This is a genomic window from Arthrobacter sp. TS-15 (assembly GCF_006964045.1).
In the GTDB taxonomy this organism is placed as follows: domain Bacteria; phylum Actinomycetota; class Actinomycetes; order Actinomycetales; family Micrococcaceae; genus Arthrobacter.
Genome location: NZ_SDXQ01000041.1, coordinates 44,790 through 63,134, shown reverse-complemented (window position 1 = coordinate 63,134; position 18,345 = coordinate 44,790). Strand labels below are relative to the sequence as shown.

General features: G+C 61.5%; 16 protein-coding genes. 10 read left to right on the top strand and 6 right to left on the bottom strand.

Annotation, left to right across the window (positions count from 1 at the left end):
- Nucleotides 1-54: 54 nt before the first annotated feature.
- Entirely contained in the window at nucleotides 55-3,612 is a 3,558-nt protein-coding gene (gene dnaE / locus EU811_RS17080; protein WP_142939518.1) for a DNA polymerase III subunit alpha, read from the top strand.
- A gap of 79 nt (nucleotides 3,613-3,691) precedes the next feature.
- On the opposite strand, the gene EU811_RS17075 is transcribed toward dnaE, so the two are convergent.
- On the bottom strand, nucleotides 3,692-4,192 hold the full coding sequence (locus EU811_RS17075; protein ID WP_142939576.1) for a flavin reductase family protein: 501 nt from the start codon (nucleotides 4,190-4,192) through the stop codon (nucleotides 3,692-3,694).
- A 114-nt stretch (nucleotides 4,193-4,306) separates the two neighbouring features.
- On the opposite strand from EU811_RS17075, the gene EU811_RS17070 reads away from it, so the two are divergent.
- The 3 genes from EU811_RS17070 (at nucleotide 4,307) to nrdR (ending at nucleotide 6,928) form a co-directional block, all read left to right on the top strand.
- The gene (locus tag EU811_RS17070) at nucleotides 4,307-4,840 is read left to right on the top strand and encodes a hypothetical protein (RefSeq protein WP_142939517.1); all 534 of its coding nucleotides are present in this window, start codon (nucleotides 4,307-4,309) and stop codon (nucleotides 4,838-4,840) included.
- Between the two features lie 4 nt (nucleotides 4,841-4,844).
- Nucleotides 4,845-6,218: a histidinol dehydrogenase gene (gene hisD, locus EU811_RS17065; protein ID WP_142939516.1), complete on the top strand. Its 1,374-nt coding sequence runs from the start codon at nucleotides 4,845-4,847 to the stop codon at nucleotides 6,216-6,218.
- A 209-nt stretch (nucleotides 6,219-6,427) separates the two neighbouring features.
- Nucleotides 6,428-6,928, top strand: a complete 501-nt coding sequence (nrdR, locus tag EU811_RS17060) for a transcriptional regulator NrdR (protein ID WP_142939515.1) — start codon at nucleotides 6,428-6,430, stop codon at nucleotides 6,926-6,928.
- A 75-nt stretch (nucleotides 6,929-7,003) separates the two neighbouring features.
- Here the strand turns inward: nrdR and EU811_RS17055 are convergent, their stop codons facing one another.
- From EU811_RS17055 to map, 3 genes are all read right to left on the bottom strand, one after another.
- On the bottom strand, nucleotides 7,004-7,783 hold the full coding sequence (locus EU811_RS17055) for an SDR family oxidoreductase (protein ID WP_238703444.1): 780 nt from the start codon (nucleotides 7,781-7,783) through the stop codon (nucleotides 7,004-7,006).
- 7 nt (nucleotides 7,784-7,790) lie between these two features.
- A complete protein-coding gene (gene ppgK / locus EU811_RS17050) occupies nucleotides 7,791-8,594 on the bottom strand; it encodes a polyphosphate--glucose phosphotransferase (protein ID WP_142939574.1) in 804 nt (267 codons plus the stop codon).
- Between the two features lie 71 nt (nucleotides 8,595-8,665).
- Nucleotides 8,666-9,544 carry a type I methionyl aminopeptidase gene (gene map, locus EU811_RS17045; RefSeq protein ID WP_142939514.1) on the bottom strand — a complete coding sequence of 293 codons (879 nt, stop codon included), beginning with the start codon at nucleotides 9,542-9,544 and terminating at the stop codon, nucleotides 8,666-8,668.
- 108 nt (nucleotides 9,545-9,652) lie between these two features.
- Here map and EU811_RS17040 point away from each other — a divergent pair, with 108 nt between their 5' ends.
- A complete protein-coding gene (locus EU811_RS17040; protein ID WP_142939513.1) occupies nucleotides 9,653-9,817 on the top strand; it encodes an SPOR domain-containing protein in 165 nt (54 codons plus the stop codon).
- A gap of 3 nt (nucleotides 9,818-9,820) precedes the next feature.
- On the opposite strand, the gene panB is transcribed toward EU811_RS17040, so the two are convergent.
- A complete protein-coding gene (gene panB / locus EU811_RS17035) occupies nucleotides 9,821-10,726 on the bottom strand; it encodes a 3-methyl-2-oxobutanoate hydroxymethyltransferase (protein WP_142939512.1) in 906 nt (301 codons plus the stop codon).
- A 190-nt stretch (nucleotides 10,727-10,916) separates the two neighbouring features.
- Between panB and glnA (EU811_RS17030) the strand changes: the two genes are divergently transcribed.
- The 5 genes from glnA (EU811_RS17030) to EU811_RS17010 all read left to right on the top strand — a co-directional run bounded on the left by glnA (EU811_RS17030) (nucleotide 10,917) and on the right by EU811_RS17010 (nucleotide 16,615).
- Nucleotides 10,917-12,257, top strand: a complete 1,341-nt coding sequence (gene glnA / locus EU811_RS17030) for a type I glutamate--ammonia ligase (RefSeq protein WP_142939511.1) — start codon at nucleotides 10,917-10,919, stop codon at nucleotides 12,255-12,257.
- A 9-nt stretch (nucleotides 12,258-12,266) separates the two neighbouring features.
- Complete coding sequence (locus tag EU811_RS17025; RefSeq protein ID WP_142939510.1) at nucleotides 12,267-15,278, top strand: bifunctional [glutamine synthetase] adenylyltransferase/[glutamine synthetase]-adenylyl-L-tyrosine phosphorylase; 3,012 nt, start codon at nucleotides 12,267-12,269, stop codon at nucleotides 15,276-15,278.
- Nucleotides 15,279-15,354: 76 nt separating this feature from the next.
- Nucleotides 15,355-15,867, top strand: coding sequence for a GNAT family N-acetyltransferase (locus EU811_RS17020; protein WP_446698059.1), 513 nt, complete (start codon nucleotides 15,355-15,357; stop codon nucleotides 15,865-15,867).
- Nucleotides 15,868-15,945: 78 nt separating this feature from the next.
- Nucleotides 15,946-16,161, top strand: a complete 216-nt coding sequence (locus EU811_RS17015; RefSeq protein WP_142939508.1) for an AsnC family protein — start codon at nucleotides 15,946-15,948, stop codon at nucleotides 16,159-16,161.
- A 103-nt stretch (nucleotides 16,162-16,264) separates the two neighbouring features.
- Nucleotides 16,265-16,615: a hypothetical protein gene (locus EU811_RS17010; RefSeq protein WP_142939507.1), complete on the top strand. Its 351-nt coding sequence runs from the start codon at nucleotides 16,265-16,267 to the stop codon at nucleotides 16,613-16,615.
- A gap of 80 nt (nucleotides 16,616-16,695) precedes the next feature.
- Here the strand turns inward: EU811_RS17010 and glnA (EU811_RS17005) are convergent, their stop codons facing one another.
- Nucleotides 16,696-18,120 carry a type I glutamate--ammonia ligase gene (glnA, locus tag EU811_RS17005; RefSeq protein ID WP_142939506.1) on the bottom strand — a complete coding sequence of 475 codons (1,425 nt, stop codon included), beginning with the start codon at nucleotides 18,118-18,120 and terminating at the stop codon, nucleotides 16,696-16,698.
- Nucleotides 18,121-18,345 lie beyond the last annotated feature (225 nt).

Here is an 18,345-nt window from a genome sequence, read left to right as displayed (position 1 = left end):
GATTTCACTGCCCGGGTCCGATTTCTGTATGACACGGGACGGTAGACTGTCGTGGTGACTTCCAGCAATGATTCGTTTGTCCACCTGCACACCCACACTGAGTACTCCATGCTGGATGGAGCTGCCCGGCTCGGTGAGCTTTTCGATGAAACCGAACGGCTGGGCATGCCGGCCCTGGCCACGACTGACCACGGATATTTGTTCGGGGCGTTCGACTTCTGGCGCAAAGCCACAGACAAGGGCATCAAGCCGATCATCGGCGTCGAAGCCTATGTAACACCCGGCACCGCCCGCGGGGACAAGGAGCGTGTGCGCTGGGGCGACGAAAGCCAGCGTAAGGACGATGTCTCCGGCGGTGGCTCGTACACCCATATGACGCTGCTGAGCTACAACAACGTGGGCATGAGGAACCTCTTCAGGGCTTCTTCGATTGCTTCCCTGGACTCTGTCTTTGGTAAGTGGCCGCGGCTGGACCGGGAACTGCTCAACACCTACTCCGAAGGCCTGATCGCCACCACCGGATGCCCGTCCGGAGAGGTCCAGACCAAGTTGCGCCTGGGGCAGTACCGCGAAGCCGTGGAGGCTGCAGCAGAGTTCCGCGACATCTTCGGAGCGGAGAACTATTTCTGCGAACTGATGGACCACGGGCTGGACATTGAACGGCGCGTCACCGGCGACCTCCTGCGCTTGGCCAAGGAACTCAACCTGCCACTCGTGGCCACCAATGACCTCCATTACACCCATGAGCACGATGCCAAGGCCCATGAAGCGTTGCTGGCGATTCAGTCCGGTTCCACGCTCCTGGAACCGACGTACGATAACGGCGGTTCCCGCTTTGCGTTCTCCGGTAGTGGCTATTACCTGAAATCTCCGCAGGAAATGCGGGAATTGTTCCGCGATCACCCTGAAGCCTGCGACAACACGCTGCTCATCGCCGAGCGTTGCGAAGTTTCCTTCAACACCGGCGCCAACTACATGCCGCGCTTCCCTTGTCCTCCCGGTGAAGACGAGACCTCCTGGTTGGTCAAGGAAGTGGACGCCGGTCTGAAGTACCGCTATCCCCAGGGCATTCCGGACAAGGTCCGCAAGCAAGCTGACTATGAGCTCGGTGTCATCACCTCCATGGGATTCCCCGGGTACTTCCTGGTGGTTGCCGACTTCATCAACTGGGCCAAGAACAATGGCATCCGGGTAGGTCCCGGCCGTGGTTCCGGTGCAGGATCCATGGTGGCCTACGCCATGCGCATCACCGACCTCGACCCGCTGCAGCACGGCCTGATCTTTGAACGCTTCCTCAACCCGGACCGCGTTTCCATGCCTGACTTCGACGTCGACTTCGATGATCGCCGCCGCTCCGAGGTGATCGACTACGTCACCAAGAAGTACGGCGACGAGCGCGTGGCCATGATCGTCACGTACGGAACCATCAAGACCAAGCAGGCGCTCAAGGACTCTTCCCGTGTGCTCGGCTATCCGTTCAGCATGGGCGAGACACTCACCAAGGCCCTTCCGCCTGCCGTCATGGCCAAGGACATTCCGCTGGCCGACATCCAGAACCCGGAGTCCAAGCGCTACAGCGAGGCAGGGGACTTCCGCCAGCTGATCGCTACCGATCCCGAGGCCGCCAAGGTCTTCGAGACCGCGCTGGGCATCGAGGGCCTGAAACGCCAGTGGGGTGTTCACGCCGCCGGCGTCATCATGTCCTCGGACCCCATCATCGACGTCATCCCCATCATGCGCCGTTTCCAGGACGGCCAGGTCATCACCCAGTTCGACTATCCGACCTCCGAGGGCCTCGGACTGATCAAGATGGACTTCCTGGGCCTGAGGAACCTGACGATCATTTCCGATGCCCTGGAAAACATCAAGATGAACCGCGGCGTTGACCTGGACCTGGAAAACCTGGAACTCGATGACGCTCCGTCCTACGAGCTCCTGGCCCGCGGTGACACCCTTGGTGTGTTCCAGCTCGACGGTGGACCCATGCGGTCCCTGCTCAAGCTGATGAAGCCTGACAACTTCGAAGATATCTCCGCAGTCCTTGCGCTGTACCGGCCTGGTCCCATGGGTGCCAACGCCCACACCGACTATGCTCTGCGCAAGAACGGGATTCAGGAAGTAATCCCCATCCACCCGGAACTGGAAGAACCGCTCAAGGAAATCCTGGGTGGAACCTTTGGCCTGATCGTGTACCAGGAACAGGTCATGGCTGTGGCGCAGAAGCTGGCCGGCTACTCTCTCGGCCAAGCAGACATCCTCCGTCGTGCCATGGGCAAGAAGAAGAAGTCCGAGCTGGACAAGCAGTTCGCCGGCTTCTCCCAAGGTATGCAGGACAACGGCTACTCCATGGCCGCTGTCAAGACGCTCTGGGACATTCTGCTCCCGTTCTCCGACTACGCCTTCAACAAGGCCCACTCGGCCGCGTACGGCGTGATCTCCTACTGGACGGCCTACCTGAAGGCGCACTACGCGCCGGAGTACATGGCGGCACTTCTGACGTCGGTGGGTGATGACAAGGACAAATCCGCCATCTACCTCAACGAGTGTCGTCGAATGGGCATCACGGTCCTGCCGCCGGATGTCAACGAATCATCGCTGAACTTCACCCCTGTGGGCACGGACATCCGCTTCGGTATGGGCGCTATTCGCAACGTGGGTGTCAACGTGGTGGATGCCATGGTGGCCGCCCGCACTTCCGAAGGAAAGTACACGTCCTTCAAGGACTTCCTCCTGAAGGTGCCGGCCGTGGTGTGCAACAAGCGCACCATCGAATCGCTGATCAAAGCCGGGGCCTTCGACTCGCTCGGCCATCACCGGCGGGCTCTGGCGATGATCCATGAAGAAGCCATAGATTCCGTGATCACGCTCAAGCGCAATGAGGCCATTGGCCAGTTCGATCTTTTCGCCGGCTTTGAAGACCAGGAGCCCGAGGCGTCGCTGACAACGGAAATCCCGGATCTGCCCGAGTGGGAAAAGAAGGACAAGCTGTCCTTCGAACGGGACATGCTGGGCCTTTATGTCTCAGACCATCCCCTGCAGGGATTGGAGGGCGTCCTCAGCCAGCACGCGGAACAGTCCATCACCTCGATCATCGCTGAGGACGGACCGCACGACGGCGCCATTGTCACCATTGCGGGCATGATCACCTCGCTGAGCCGCAGGATCGCCAAGGCCAGCGGAAACGCGTACGCCCGGGCAGAGATCGAGGACCTCGGCGCTTCCATGGAGGTCATGTTCTTCGGCCAGGTGTACGGGCCCATAGCCTCGGTCCTGGCCGAGGACTTGATTGTTGTTGTCAAGGGACGGTTGCAGCGCCGCGATGACGGTGCGGTCACCCTGAATTGCATGGAGCTTTCCGTCCCGGACCTCAGCGAAAGCGTGAACGGTCCGGTGGTTATCACCATTCCTACGTTCAAGGCCACCGAAGCAGTTGTGACAGACCTGCGGGATGTGCTGCGCACTCACCGCGGAAACTCGGAAGTCCGTCTCAAACTGATGGGCGATACGAAGGTAGAGGTTATGGGCTTGCCGGTCCATATGAGGGTTAACCCCAGCCCATCACTGTTCGGGGACCTCAAGGTGCTGCTGGGTCCGGCCTGCCTGGACAACTGATACACCTGCGCAACTGATACACCTGGATAACTGATACAGAGGTCCTGGCAAGGCTGGCCGCCGCAGGAATCCTCAGCCCTTAGATTTCGTAGTCGAGCGGGGCGGGCTTGCTGTAGGCGCCGCCGTGGTAGAGCAGGGGAGTGCCGTCCTGGCCCACTTGCCCATCAACCACCTCCACCACCACTACTGCGTTGTTCTCGAAGGACAGGCGCATTTGGATTCTGCCAACGAGCCAGCCGCTGACGTCCTTGAGAATGGGGACGTCGTGGGGGCCCGGCTCCCAGTGGTCGCCGTCGAACCGATCGCGGGTCCGAGCGAAGCGATTGGCGAGGGCTTGGTTTTCCAGCCCCAACATGTGAACTCCGATGTACTCCGCGTTGGCCACAGCCGGCCAGGAACTGGAGCTTCTGGCCATATTGAAGGTGAAGCGGGGCGGTTCGGCTGACAGGGAGGCCACGGACGTGGCAGTGAATCCAAACGGGCTTCCGTTCAGGTTCGCCGTGATGATTGCCACTCCGGCGGCATGCCGACGGAACATTTCCCGGAAGGTCTGATCGTAGCCGGATGGTTCGCTGGACACGTGGGTGTTCTCCTGGGCTGTGGCGGTGGTACTTCTCACCTTCAGGGTATTCCTCCCATCCGGCGAGCCCCACATTTTGTTGGGTAGGCGTGAGCCTTTGTTAAGGTGAGTTGCATGACCGAGCCCACCGCGCACGTCCCACCCGTTTCAGAACCGTTGCCCGCCACGAAACCCCGGCGGCCGAAGGATGTGCTGTGGCTGGTACTTCCGGCTGCTTTGGGCGTGGTGGCCGGGGTGGTCTGGTGGCTGTTGGCTCCGGGCGGGTTGAACCTGGTCTCGGGCAATCCGGATCTGGCCAATGCGGCCAATCCTGATTCCTGGCTTCCACGAGACTTGGTCCTCGGAGCCCTGATGTTGCTGGCAGGCTGCCTCACCGGCGTCATGCTTGACGGGAAGCTGCAGGGGGAGGGTTCGGGCAGACGCTTGACCTTTGCCCTTGTTGGCGGTGCTTTAGGGGCTCTTATCGCCTGGTTGGTCGGGCTACTGACGGGCCAGCTACTGGGTCCGGCCCCGGATCCGGCACTTGGCTCCGGGTTTGGTTTCACGCTTCGCTCCTATGCTGTGCTGGTCCTGTGGCCTGCTGCCATTGCCTTCATCACGTTCGTCCTGGCCCTGTTCGGGGTTCTGTCAAAGAAGCCCGTAAAATAGCCGGGTGACCACTTCTCCGGATACTTCCGCCCCTTCCACTGACGCCCTTGCCTTTCGGAGCATCGATTTCCGGGGCCGCCACCTCTCCCTGGCGGAGCTGCGTGCAGCGGTTCCCAGGGCGCAGCATCAGACCATGGCGGATGCGGAGCAGAAGGTCCTAAACATCATTTCCGATGTCCGAAGCCGTGGCTTTGCCGCCTTGGGTGAACTGGCCAGGAAATTCGACGGTGTGGAACAGTCCCACCCGCGGGTCCCGGCAGAGGCGCTCTCCAAGGCCCTGAACGAACTTGATCCGAAGGTTCGGGCCGCCTTGGAAGAATCCATCAACCGTGCACGGCAGTTTGCTGACCAGCAGCGCCCTGCCAACGTTGACGTTCAGCTTGGCGACGGCGCTCTTGTCAGCCAGAACTGGATTCCGGTGGGGCGCGTAGGGCTGTACGTTCCCGGCGGACTGGCCCCTCTGGCGTCATCGGTGATCATGAACGTGGTCCCCGCGGTTGCGGCGGGCGTCGAGTCCATTGCGTTGGCATCCCCGCCGCAGAAAGACTTCGACGGACTTCCGCACCCCACCATCCTGGCCGCCGCGAAGCTCCTGGGCATCGATGAGGTGTACGCCATCGGTGGTGCACAGGCAATTGTTTCGTTTGCTTACGGCGTTCCGGGTACCGGAGGCGAGTTGCCCATTGAGCCCGTTGACGTGGTCACTGGACCCGGCAACATCTTTGTGGCCACAGCCAAGCGGCTCGTGAAGGGCGTGGTGGGCATTGACTCGGAGGCCGGAACTACCGAGATCGCCATCCTCGCCGACTCCACTGCGCAGGCCCCCTTGGTGGCCGCTGATCTCATTAGCCAGGCCGAGCATGATCCCAAAGCAGCTTCCGTCCTGGTGACGGACTCCCCGGAGCTGGCCGACGCCGTCGTGCGTGAACTGGCCCGGCAAGCCTCTGCAACCAAGCACAGTTCCCGGGTCCTCGAGGCGTTGTCCGGACCGCAGTCCGGTGTGGTGCTGGTGGACGATCTTGAGCAGGGGATCGCAGTCTGCAACGCGTACGCCGCTGAGCACCTGGAAATCATGACGGCAGATGCGGCGGCAGTCGCATCGCGGATCCGTAACGCGGGGGCGATCTTCGTGGGCGACTTCAGCCCGGTAAGCCTGGGGGACTATTGCGCCGGTTCCAATCACGTACTGCCCACCAGCGGGACGGCGGCTTTCTCATCAGGACTCAATGTCACGACGTTCCTCCGTGCAGTTCAGGTCATCAATTATGACCGCGCCGCACTGGAGCAGGTCAGCGGACATATTGTGAGCTTGTCAGGTGCCGAAGACCTTCCCGGCCACGGAGACGCCGTCCGGATCCGCTTCACTGAGGGGTCGTAAGCAGTCTGAGAAGTCCTGAGAAGTCCTGACCAGCACCTAACTGACCACTACATATATGGGTACCCCGTACTACATGTAGTAGTTACACGCTTGTCATTACGGTGGGGCGGCCCGTAAACTGGTGCCGGAAGAGAATCTTCCGGCACTTTTGCGTATCCGGCGTCCTGCCGTTTCCGAGTCCGTGCCGGAGCTGTCAGGGGAGGCCCAGCGTGTATTGTCCGTTCTGCCGGAATCCCGACTCCCGCGTCGTTGACAGCCGCATGGCTGACGATGGCTCCGCTATTCGCCGCCGCCGCCAATGCCCTGAGTGCGGACGCCGCTTCACCACTGTGGAGACCACCAGCTTGTCCGTCATCAAGCGGTCCGGCGTTGGTGAACCATTCAGCCGGATCAAGGTCATCAGCGGAGTCCGCAAAGCATGCCAAGGGCGTCCGGTCACTGAAGACGATCTGGCGATGCTGGCTCAGGAAGTCGAGGAAAATATTCGTTCCTCGGGCGCGGCGGAGATCGATGCCCATGAGGTGGGCTTGGCGATTCTGGGCCCGCTGCGGAAGCTGGATGAAGTGGCGTACCTTCGTTTCGCGAGCGTCTATCAGGCGTTCGAGTCCTTGGAAGACTTTGAGTCGGCCATCTCGCTGCTGCGCCATGAGGCAGACGAAGCCAAGGCAGGCGCCAAAGAAGCCACGGGTTCGGAAAAGAGCCCGCTCTAACTCCGGTGGCGGCAGCGGAGGGGAAGCCGCAGCCGCCACCGGCACCAATCCGGGCCGGCCTGTCCCGGTCAGGCGCTAGCGTCCGCCAGATACGGGGAGCACAGCACCTGTAATGTAGCCAGCCCCATCCGACATTAGCCACATGACGGCCGCAGCCACCTCTTCCGGTTCGGCTCCGCGACCCATGGGAATGGTTGGGTTGAGCCTTTCCACCCGGTCCGGCATTCCGGCCGCTGCGTGGAGCCCGGTGTTCGTGCTGCCGGGGGCAACGGCGTTGACACGGATGCCCTGCTTGGCCACTTCTGCTGCCAGACCAACCGTCAGGACGTCAACGGCGCCCTTGGTGGCCGCGTAGTGGACCCAGGTTCCCGGTGAACCGGCTTTGGTGGCGGTGGACGAGATATTGATGATGGATCCGCCACTGCCGCCGTTGTGCGTTGTGAGCCTCCGGACTGCTTCCTGGCACATGAACATCATTCCGGAGATGTTCACATCAACAACGCGCTGCACTACTGCTGCAGGGACGTCAGCCAGTGGACCAATCAGGTTGCCGGTGATGGCAGCGTTGTTGACGACGGCGGTGAGCGCACCGCAGCTGCCGGCGACGTCGAACAAACGCCCGACGTCGGCGGGCTGGCTGATATCGGCCTGCACGCTGACTGCCTTGCCGCCTTGAGCCAGGATGTCGTTGACCACTGACTCTGCGCCTTCGCTGTCTGCAGAGTAATTAACCACTACGAGGTAGCCGACGGCCGCCGCGGCCCGGGCCACGGCGGCACCGATCCCGCGGCTGGCGCCAGTGACAATCGCCACTCCGCGTTCGGTGGGCCGGGCAGCCGGCAGCTGTTCTGCCACGCTGGAACTACTTTGCGAGTTTGTGGTGCAAGGCGACTTCGAGCGCAGCACCCACGATCCCGGCGTCGTTCTTCAACTTTGCCGTGACGATTTTGGTCCGCAGGTCAAGATGCGGGAAGTACTCGTCGGAGCGCTTGGAAATGCCTCCGCCCACAATGAAGAGTTCGGGGGAGAAAAGGAACTCAACGTGCTGAAGGTAGCGGTTGAGAAGGACCCCGTATTCGTCCCAGCTGAGCCCATCGCGTTCCCGTGCCACGGCGGATGCCTTGGTCTCGGCGTCGTGTCCGTCAACCTCCAGGTGGCCGAGCTCGGCATTGGGGACCAACTGTCCGTTGAAGATGAAGGCCGATCCGATGCCGGTGCCCAGCGTGATCACCAGGACTGTGCCGTCCACGCCCTCGCCGGCTCCGTAACGGGCTTCGGCAAGCCCCGCTGCGTCGGCGTCATTAATGACCTCTACGGGGCGGCCGAGGCGCTTGGTGAACGTGGCATCGATGTCGGTGCTGAGCCAGGTCTTGTCCACGTTGGCCGCAGAGTTGACCACTCCGTGCTGGATGATGCCGGGGAAAGTGACACCCACCGGTGAGTCGGCCGCAGGAGCGTCGGGGCGGCTGGAGAGTTCCTCGACGATGTGGGCGACAACCTCGGCCACGGCCTCCGGAGTGGCGGGCTGCGGAGTGGGAACGCGGAAGCGGTCGCCAATCAGTTTGCCCTTCTTCAGGTCGACAATGCCGCCCTTGATGCCGGTGCCGCCGATGTCGATACCGATCAAAGGGGCGTTCTTGTGGTTCTTCTCATCCTTCTTGGACAATGCATTTCCGATCATGGCAGGAGGGGATGGGCATGGCGCAGCCGCCCGGGCTGCGGGACCTTCCGGAGAGCTTAGGGAAGGGTAAGGATTTCCGCGCCGGTCTCGGTGACCAGCAGGGTGTGTTCGAACTGGGCTGTGCGTTTGTGGTCCTTGGTGACGACCGTCCAGTCATCGGCCCACATCTCCCAGTCGATGGTGCCGAGGGTCAGCATGGGTTCGATGGTGAAAACCATGCCCGCCTCGATCACGGTGTTGTACGCCGGGGCTGCGTCGTAATGCGGAATGATGAGGCCTGTGTGAAAGGCCTCGCCCACGCCGTGGCCGGTGAAATCCCGCACTACGCCGTAGCCGAAGCGTTTGGCGTAGGACTGGATAGCTCGGCCGATTACGTTGATTTCGCGGCCTGGGGCCACGGCCTTGATGGCCCGGTTGAGCGACTCCTGCGTGCGCTCAACCAGCAAACGGGATTCTTCGTCCACGTCGCCAACCAGGAAAGTGTAATTGGTATCCCCATGCACTCCGTTGATGAAGGCTGTGATGTCAATATTCAGGATGTCGCCATCCTGGAGCACGGTCGAGTCGGGGATTCCGTGGCAAATGACCTCGTTGAGGGAGGAACACAGAGATTTGGGAAACCCACGGTAACCGAGCGTGGAGGGGTAGGCATGGTGATCCAGAAGGAACTCATGCCCTATTTGGTCCAGCTGGTCTGTGGTGACGCCGGGCTGGATGTGCTTGCCCACCTCGACGATTGCTTGCGCGGCAATCTTCCCCGCAATCCGGATCTTCTCTATGGTCTCCGGGGACTTCACCTCGGATCCGGTGAACTTGGCTGGCGCCTTCTTGCCTACATACTCCGGCCTGGGAATCGACGCCGGCACGGGTCGTTCAGGGCTGATGGTTCCCGGGGTGAGGGCGCCGATGGGTGCAGTCGAGGCAAGAGAAGGCATAGATTGATCATATAAGGCACACAAGAGACGTAAGTAACAAAGCGTGGCCGGGTTCCTGTGACCCCGCCAACGTTACGCGTCCAATAGCCCCTGGATCGAGGAGGAGACGTGACGGAGTACTGGTACAACGTCAAGACGCACGAGATCGAAGAAGACGCTATGTCTGATTGGTCCCAGCTGATTGGCCCCTACAAAACCAGGGAAGAAGCTGAGCACGCCTTGGAGAAGGTTAAAGCCCGCAATGACGCCTGGGACGCCCAGGATGACGATTAGCGGTTAGAAGGAGTGCTCCGGTCCGGGGAACTGTCCGGATCGGACATCCTCCGCGTAGGCGACCGCGGCATCGCTCAATGTGGTGCGAAGATCTGCGTATTGCTTGACGAACTTTGCCATCTTGCCACCCCGCAAACCTGCCATGTCCTGCCACACAAGGACCTGCCCGGTGGTGCTCTTGCCGGCGCCGATACCGACGGTGGGCACCCGCAGGGCTGCATCCACAACGGCTGCAGTCTCGGCAGGCACCATTTCCATCAGGACACTGAAGGCGCCAGCGTCCTGCAGGGCGATGGCGTCGTCCACGAGCCGCTGGGCGTCATCGCCACGGCCCTGGACGCGGTATCCCCCTAGGGAATGTTCACTTTGGGGAGTGAAGCCGATGTGGGCCATGACGGGAATTCCTGCCTGGACCATGGCCTTGACGGTTTCGGCGTAGTAAGCGGTTCCTTCAATTTTGACGGCGTGTGCCAGTCCTTCCTTGAGGAACCGGACGCCGGTGGCAACCGCCTGGGCTGGGGACACTTCGTAGCTGCCGAAGGGCAGGTCAGCCACCACCAGCGCCCGCTTGGCCGCCCTGGCTACAGCCCGCGTCAAGGGCAGGAGCTCCTCCACAGTGACGGGAAGGCTCGTCTCATTGCCGAACACGTTGTTCGAAGCGGAGTCGCCCACCAGGAGGACTTCAATCCCGGCCTGGTCAAAAATCTCGGCGGTGTACTGCTCATATGCCGTCAGCATGGCGAAGTGCTCGCCGTTGTCCTTGGCTTGCTGAAGGTGGTGGATCCGGACCCTGCCGATGGGCTTCCTGCCCGCCGCCGACGGCACGTCGGCGGCCGCTGCAGGCCCCGTGCCGTAAGGTGCGGGAACTTCGGCGGGCGTGGTGGACTCAGGAAGGTTGCTCGGGGCCATGGATAGAGCCTAAGCGGTGCCGACGGCGGCTGCCACCAGTGTGCCCGGCGTCACCTTTTGTAAACGCTGTGTTACGCGCAGCTACTGCTGCGGCATTAGCACGGAACTGTTAGTAGAGTGAAGGCTGAGCTGCCGTGGCTTCTACTCCTTGAAACCAGCGGCATGGACACTGAATCGGAAAAGAGGCCCTATGGACCGCCAGCAAGAGTTCGTTCTGCGGACAATCGAAGAGCGTGACGTGCGCTTCGTACGCTTGTGGTTCACCGACGTCGTGGGTTCGCTCAAATCGGTGGCGCTTGCGCCGGCTGAGGTTGAGGGCGCCTTTGAAGAAGGCCTGGGTTTTGACGGTTCCGCCATTGAAGGCCTGGCCCGCGTGTTCGAGTCCGACATGCTCGCCCAGCCGGACCCGTCCACCTTCCAGATCCTGCCGTGGCGTGGAGAGACGGAGCAGACGTCGCGCATGTTCTGTGACGTCCTTACCCCCGATGGCGAGCCGTCCGCCGCGGACCCCCGCAACGTCCTGAAGAGGACCCTTGCGAAGGCCGCTGACATGGGCTTTACCTGCTACACCCACCCCGAGATTGAGTTCTACTTGTTGAAGTCAAAGGACCTGGGCCCGGACAGCGCGCCAGTTCCCGTGGACGAGGGCGGCTACTTTGACCACGTGCCGGGTGGCGTAGCACAGGACTTCCGCCGCACCGCAGTCACCATGCTCGAATCCGTCGGCATCTCGGTGGAGTTCAGCCACCACGAGGCCGGGCCGGGCCAGAACGAGATCGACCTCCGCTATGCGGACGCGCTTCAGACCGCGGATAACATCATGACGTTCCGGACGGTCATCAAGGAAGTGGCCCTTCAGCAGGGTACGTACGCCACCTTCATGCCCAAGCCGTTCACGGACCACCCCGGTTCAGGCATGCACACCCACTTCTCGCTCTTCGAGGGCGACACCAACGCGTTCTTCGAAGCCGGTGCCGAGTTCCAGCTCTCAAAGACCGCACGCCAGTTCATCGCCGGAATCCTCAAGCACGCTCCTGAATTCACGGCTGTCACCAATCAGTTCGTCAATTCCTACAAGCGCCTCTGGGGCGGCGGCGAAGCCCCGAGCTACCTGAGCTGGGGCCACAACAATCGCTCGGCATTGGTGCGCGTTCCGCTGTACAAGCCGGGCAAGGGCCAGTCGGCACGCATCGAGTACCGGGGGATCGATAGCGCAACCAACCCCTACTTGGCCTACGCCGTGCTGCTGGGTGCCGGTTTGAAAGGCATCGAGGAAGGCTACGAACTTCCAGCGGCAGCCGAAGACGATGTGTGGTCCTTGACCACCGCGGAACGCAGGGCCATGGGACATGCGCCGTTGCCGGCCAGCCTCCATGACGCCATCCGGGCCATGGAGGAATCCGAGTTGGTGGCCGAGATCCTGGGGGAGCAGGTGTTCGAACACTTCCTGCGCAACAAGCGTGCAGAATGGCAGGACTACCGCCTCCAAGTCACGCCGTACGAGTTGCAGCGCAACCTCGGCATCCTCTAGGCCGGGCCAATGAGCCTAGCGCGTCGGCTCATTTCAGCCGGATTCAGTGACCTGGAAAAAGGCGAACGGTTTCTCGCTGCCCCGGAACTTGACGGAATAGATGAGGATGCCCTGTTCGCCGGGCTCTCTCTGTCAGCAAGCCCGGATACTGCACTCCAATCACTGGTCCGGCTCATCGAGAAGAATCCGGAGCTCAGGAAGCTTGCCGCGGCTGACCAGGACACCAGCGAGCCCATGTATCGGCTCCTGGGTGCCTCGGAGGCTCTGGGGGAGTTTCTTATGCGGCGGCCGGAGCATTTGGATGTGTTCAATGTCCGGGTCAGTCCGGAACCGGTGCAGGCCTCCCATGAAGAGCTCCGGGCAGGGCTGCTGCGTTCCGTGAAAGCCGAGCCCGGCGCACAGCGCCCGGTGGCCGGAATGACCGGGCTGCCAGCCTATGCGGCCCTACGGAGTGCGTACCGCCGTGGTCTGACTGAGCTGGCCATCAAGGACATCTGCGCTGCATCGCCAACAGACTTCATGCCATCGGTCGGGGCGGAGCTGGCCGATCTTGCCGGGGCAGCCATCGAAGCTGCCCTCGCGGTGTCCCGGGCCGAAGCTGCGGCACAGTTCACCGCGGCCGAGATTGCCGACGTCGGGCTTGCTGTCATTGGCATGGGCAAATGCGGCGCCCGGGAGCTGAACTACATTTCCGACGTCGATGTCATCTACGTCATTGAATCAGGGGAGTTGGACGATGCCCGCGCGTCCACCATCGGTACTGCCCTTGCCTCCGGCATTTCCAGGGCCATCTCTTCCTCAGCGCCGGAACCTGGGCTGTGGGAAGTCGATGCCAATCTTCGTCCGGAAGGGAAATCCGGCCCGTTGGTGCGGACTCTGCCCTCGCACTTGAGCTACTACGCACGGTGGGCCGAAAGCTGGGAGTTCCAAGCACTGCTCAAGGCAAGGACCATTGCCGGTGATAGAGAGCTGGGGCAGCGCTATGAGAAGGCCGTAGAGCCCCTTGTCTGGGCATCCGCGGGCCGGGAAGGTTTTGTGGAGTCGGTCCAGGCAATGCGCCGAAGGGTGACCGACTATATCCCGGCAGCCGAGGAGCAGCGTCAGATCAAGCTGGGGCGCGGCGGCCTCCGGGACGTTGAATTCACGGTTCAGCTGCTGCAGTTGGTGCACGGGAAGTCTGACGAGTCCCTTCGTCGCAGGGACACCACTTCTGCCATCGCCGCTCTGTCTGCCGGGGGTTACATAGGCCGCGCTGACGCCGCGGCTTTTGACAACGCATACCGCTACCTGCGCCTGCTGGAGCATAGAATCCAGCTCTTCCAGCTGCGTCGGACCCACCTCATGCCTGTGTCCGAGGACGCCCAGCGATTCCTGGCCAAGGCCGTCCTGGGTCCGTTCGCCCTGGAGCGGCCGCATCCGGACCAGCTGATGGCCACGTGGCAAAAGACCAAGAAGGCCGTCCGCGAACTCCATGAACGAATTTTTTACAGGCCATTGCTCAACACAGCAGCAAAGCTGAGCAGCGAAGACGCGAAGCTCAGCCCGGAGGCTGCCCAAGGCCGTCTTGCCGCACTTGGCTATGTGGACCCCCAGGGTGCCATGCGGCATATTGAAGCACTTACCGCGGGTGTCAGCCGACGCGCTGCGCTGCAGAGGCAGCTCTTGCCGATCCTTTTGGGATGGCTTGCCGAAGGTGTAGACCCCGACGCCGGACTGCTCGCTTTCCGCAGGGTCAGTGAAGCCCTCGGCACAACCCATTGGTACTTGGGGCTGCTCCGCGATTCCCAAGCGGCCGCCGAGCGGCTTTGCCAGGTGCTGGCCAATTCCCGGCTAATTTCGGACCTGTTGGAAGTATCTCCGGAGTCCGTTGCCTGGCTGGGCAGCGACAAAGAACTGGCACCAATACCTTTTGAAGCCCAGTGGCAGGAAATCCGTTCCAAGCTCTCCCGCCATGCGGATCCCGAGAGCGCTATGAGGCTGATCCGGCTGATCCGACGTCGCGAGATCCTGCGTACCGCGATCGCCGATAGCGCCGGATTGCTCGATCAGGATGCCGTGGGCTTGGCCTTGTCCGAAACTGATCGGGCTGCGGTTCTTGGTGCATTGCATGTAGCGGAGTCCGTCGTCGCGGCGACGGGTCCGCTGAAAACTGACGTCCTGGTGGTGGCGATGGGGCGGCAGGGTGGCCGGGAGATCGGCTACGGCTCGGACGCTGACGTCATCTACGTTCACCGTGCCCGTGCCGGATTCTCCGATGCCGAGGCTCAGGAACAAGCGACTACCATAGTTGCCAAGGTTTCCAGCTTCCTCACCCAGCCGCTGAAGCCCGCGATCATGGCCGAACGGGTGCTCATGGTGGACGCAGATCTCCGTCCGGAGGGCAAGAACGGCGCTATGGTGCGGTCCTTGGAGTCGTATGCGGAGTACTACCGGCGGTGGTCCCTTATCTGGGAGGCGCAAGCCCTCCTGCGGGCCCGCCCGATGGCAGGCTCGGACGAGCTTGCCACTGACTTCTTACGCCTCATTGATCCCATCCGGTACCCCGAGCACCTTGCGGAGCAGGACGTCCGTGAGATCCGCCGTGTCAAGGCCAGGGTGGAGTCCGAGCGTTTGCCCCGTGGCGCTGATCCCGCACGGCACGTCAAGCTTGGCCGTGGCGGCTTGAGCGATGTTGAATGGCTGGTTCAGCTGATTCAGCTCCAGCACGCCGGAGAGCACCCGGAGCTGCGAACATCGTCAACCCTGGACGCATTGGCTGCTGCGGAAAAGTTGGAGTTCATTGCTGAGGAGGACGCCGCGCTCCTGCGGGAGGCGTGGCGACTCGCCAGCCGCATCCGCTCCGCCAACGTCATTGTGACGGGCCGGGCCTCGGATCTCCTACCGTCATCACGGAAGGACCTGGAGGCTGTAGCTCGCTGGTGTGGCTATGAACCCGGGAACGCGGGTCACTTCGAGGAGGATTATCTGCGGCTTAGTCGCCGGGCCCGGGGTGTCTTCGAAAAAGAGTTCTACGGCAACTGAAGGATGAGAAATCCAGTTAATGCTTGAAGGCGAACCAGAGGACGATTTTTTGATACACGCTGATCCTCACGAGCGTATGGACGTTTGGTTGATTCCCCTCAAAATGCTCGACGACGACGCCCGCGCCATTCAGCTTGGCGCGGTCGCGGAGTTGGCGGTGGAACCGGGCCAGCGGGAGTTCGTTGGAGATCCACTGCGCATGATGCTGATCTCCTTGGAAGAAGAATCCCGCTTCCCGTACGTCATTGAGGCCGGGGGAGCCGCTGTTGGTGTGCTGACCCTCCAGACCGGAGCTGCCACGCTCGCAGGCTGGCCCGATGACGAGTCGGTGTGGTTGCTGCGGGGATTCCTCATCGACACGAAAAGCCAGGGGCGCGGACTCGGTACTTCGGCTGCGCGGGCCGCTGCGGAGCAGGCGCGCAAACTGACCTCGAGGCTGGGTGGCGGACAGGCCGGCGTCGTTCTTTCCGTCAACGAGCGCAACCGCGCAGGTCTGGCCGCTTATGCGAAGGCCGGTTTCGTGGACTCGGGTCGTTATCTGGGCGGTAGTGCCGGACCGCAGCGGACCATGTACAAAGCCTTCGCGTGATCAGGGTCCAGCACCCTCCTTCTATATCGAAGTCAACTAAGGTTGACGATCGCCATTTCGTCAATTATGGTTGACGGCATGGAGGTGGACCGAATGAAAACCCTGGTGGGATCAATGGATGGGATGGGCCCGGCTGAGGCTCTTTACGCTGTTGCGGAGTTGCAAAAGGAAGTGGGTCGCAGGGAGGCTTCGCTGGTGCGGGCCGCCCGGCACTCGGGCTTGTCCTGGGAAGCGATCGCCCTTTGCCTGGGCGTCAGTAAGCAGGCCGTGCACAAGAAGTACGGAAAGCAGTAGTCGGCCGGTTTTCCGGTGGAGCCCGATGACGTGCGCTGGCCCCAAAAGCTAAGTATCCTTATAGACTTCTTATGTATCTGATCTCAACGCATAGGGGAAGTACATGGAATACAACGGAAATCCGTCCGAGAAGGCCATTCCTGCCGGAGAGCTGGACCGGCGTCACGTGGGCCATTCTGTGAGCTTTCAGCCCAATGACTTCACCGTCGTCTTCGGCACGATTGCGGGCATCGCCAGGACCGAAGCACTTGTGTACCTGTCCCTCGACGGAGTTGCCGGCGGTACCCATCTGAAGGACGAATACGATCTTCCCATCGATAAGAACGTGTACCTTCAGTTGGACCCGTTAGGTAGCGCCGAGAAGGGCCTTTCAGAGGCAGCCTCGTTCGTCAAGGACAAGCTTGACGAGATCACCAGGAACATCAAGGAGCGGGATCAGGGCAAGTCTGAATAAGCCGTTAAAGCAAAGGCCAGCGCCAGTCCTTCCGGACTGACGCTGGCCTTTTTGCTGGTTACAGCGAGTGCACGTAAATGCTAGACGCCGTAGTAGAGCTCGAACTCGTAGGGGTTCGGGCGCAGTGACAGCGGGCGGATCTCATTCTCGTACTTGTAGTCGATCCAAGTATCGATCAGGTCCTGGGTGAAGACGCCGCCGGCCTGGAGGAACTCGTTGTCCTCGCGCAGGGCCTCAAGGGCTTCTTCCAGGGTGCCCGGAGCCTTGGGGATGTCCTTGGCTTCTTCGGCCGGGAGCTCGTAGAGGTCCTTGTCGATGGGAGCCGGGGGTTCAATGCGGTTACGGATGCCGTCAATGCCGGCCATCAGCTGGGCAGCGAACGCCAGGTACGGGTTGGAGGAGGGATCCGGAGCGCGGAACTCGATGCGCTTGGCCTTCGGGTTGGTGCCCGTGATGGGGATACGGATACCGGCGGAGCGGTTGCCCTGCGAGTAAACCATGTTCACGGGAGCTTCGAAGCCCTTGACCAGGCGGCGGTAGGAGTTGACCGTCGGGTTGGTGAAAGCCAGTACAGCGGAAGAGTGCTTCAGCAGGCCGCCGATGTACCAGCGAGCCGTGTCCGAGAGGCCTGCGTAACCCTTTTCGTCGTAGAACAGCGGATCGCCGTTGCTCCACAGCGACTGGTGGCAGTGCATGCCCGAGCCGTTGTCACCGAAAACAGGCTTCGGCATGAAGGTGACCGACTTACCCCAGGCATCGGCAGTGTTCTTGATGATGTACTTGAACTTCTGCAGGTCATCAGCAGCTGCGGTCAGCGTGGTGAACTTGTAGTTGATCTCAGCCTGGCCGGCGGATCCAACTTCGTGGTGGGAGCGCTCAACCTCAAGGCCGGCCTTGTCCAACTCGATGCACATGGCGTCGCGAAGGTCCGCCTGCTTGTCAGTGGGGGAGACCGGGAAGTAACCGCCCTTGACGGGGGTCTTATAACCGAGGTTTCCGCCCTCTTCCTTACGTCCGGTGTTCCAGTGTGCTTCTTCCGAGTCGATCTTGTAGAAGCTGCCCTGCGGTGAGGACTGGTACTGGATGTTGTCGAAGACAAAGAATTCGGCCTCAGGAGCGAAGAACGCGGTGTCGGCGATGCCGGTGGAGGCCAGGTAGGCTTCAGCCTTCTCAGCCACGCCGCGGGGGTCGCGGTGGTACGGGTCACCCGTGCGGGGGTTGACGATGGAGAAGTTCAGCGCGAGCGTCTTCTCGATGCGGAAGGTGTCGATGAAAGCCGAGGTCACATCCGGGATGAGCTGCATGTCGGACTCGGCGATGCCCTGGAAGCCGCGGATGGAAGATCCGTCGAAGAGCTGGCCGTGGACGAAGAAATCGAGGTCGACGCTCTTGGCCGGCACGTTGAAGTGCTGCTGGACACCAGGGAGGTCGGTGAAGCGGATATCGACGAATTTGACGTCTTCGTCTTTGATGAACTTGAGGACTTCGTCCGCAGTCTTGAACATCTATGCTCCTTATGCATATCAAGTAACAGGCCCGGAAGGCCGCGTGGTGCAGCCCATTCCAAGGGTCCGGAGACACAAAAAGTTCCCCGTGCCATGGTGGCTGGCAACTCATACCACCATAGGGAGATGGGATTTCCCGGGGGTGTCAGTATTGTTTCCGGCAGGTTACAGAATCATCTGTTGTGTAAACGGTAGTCGGCTGTCCTGTGTCCGGTCCATCCGGGT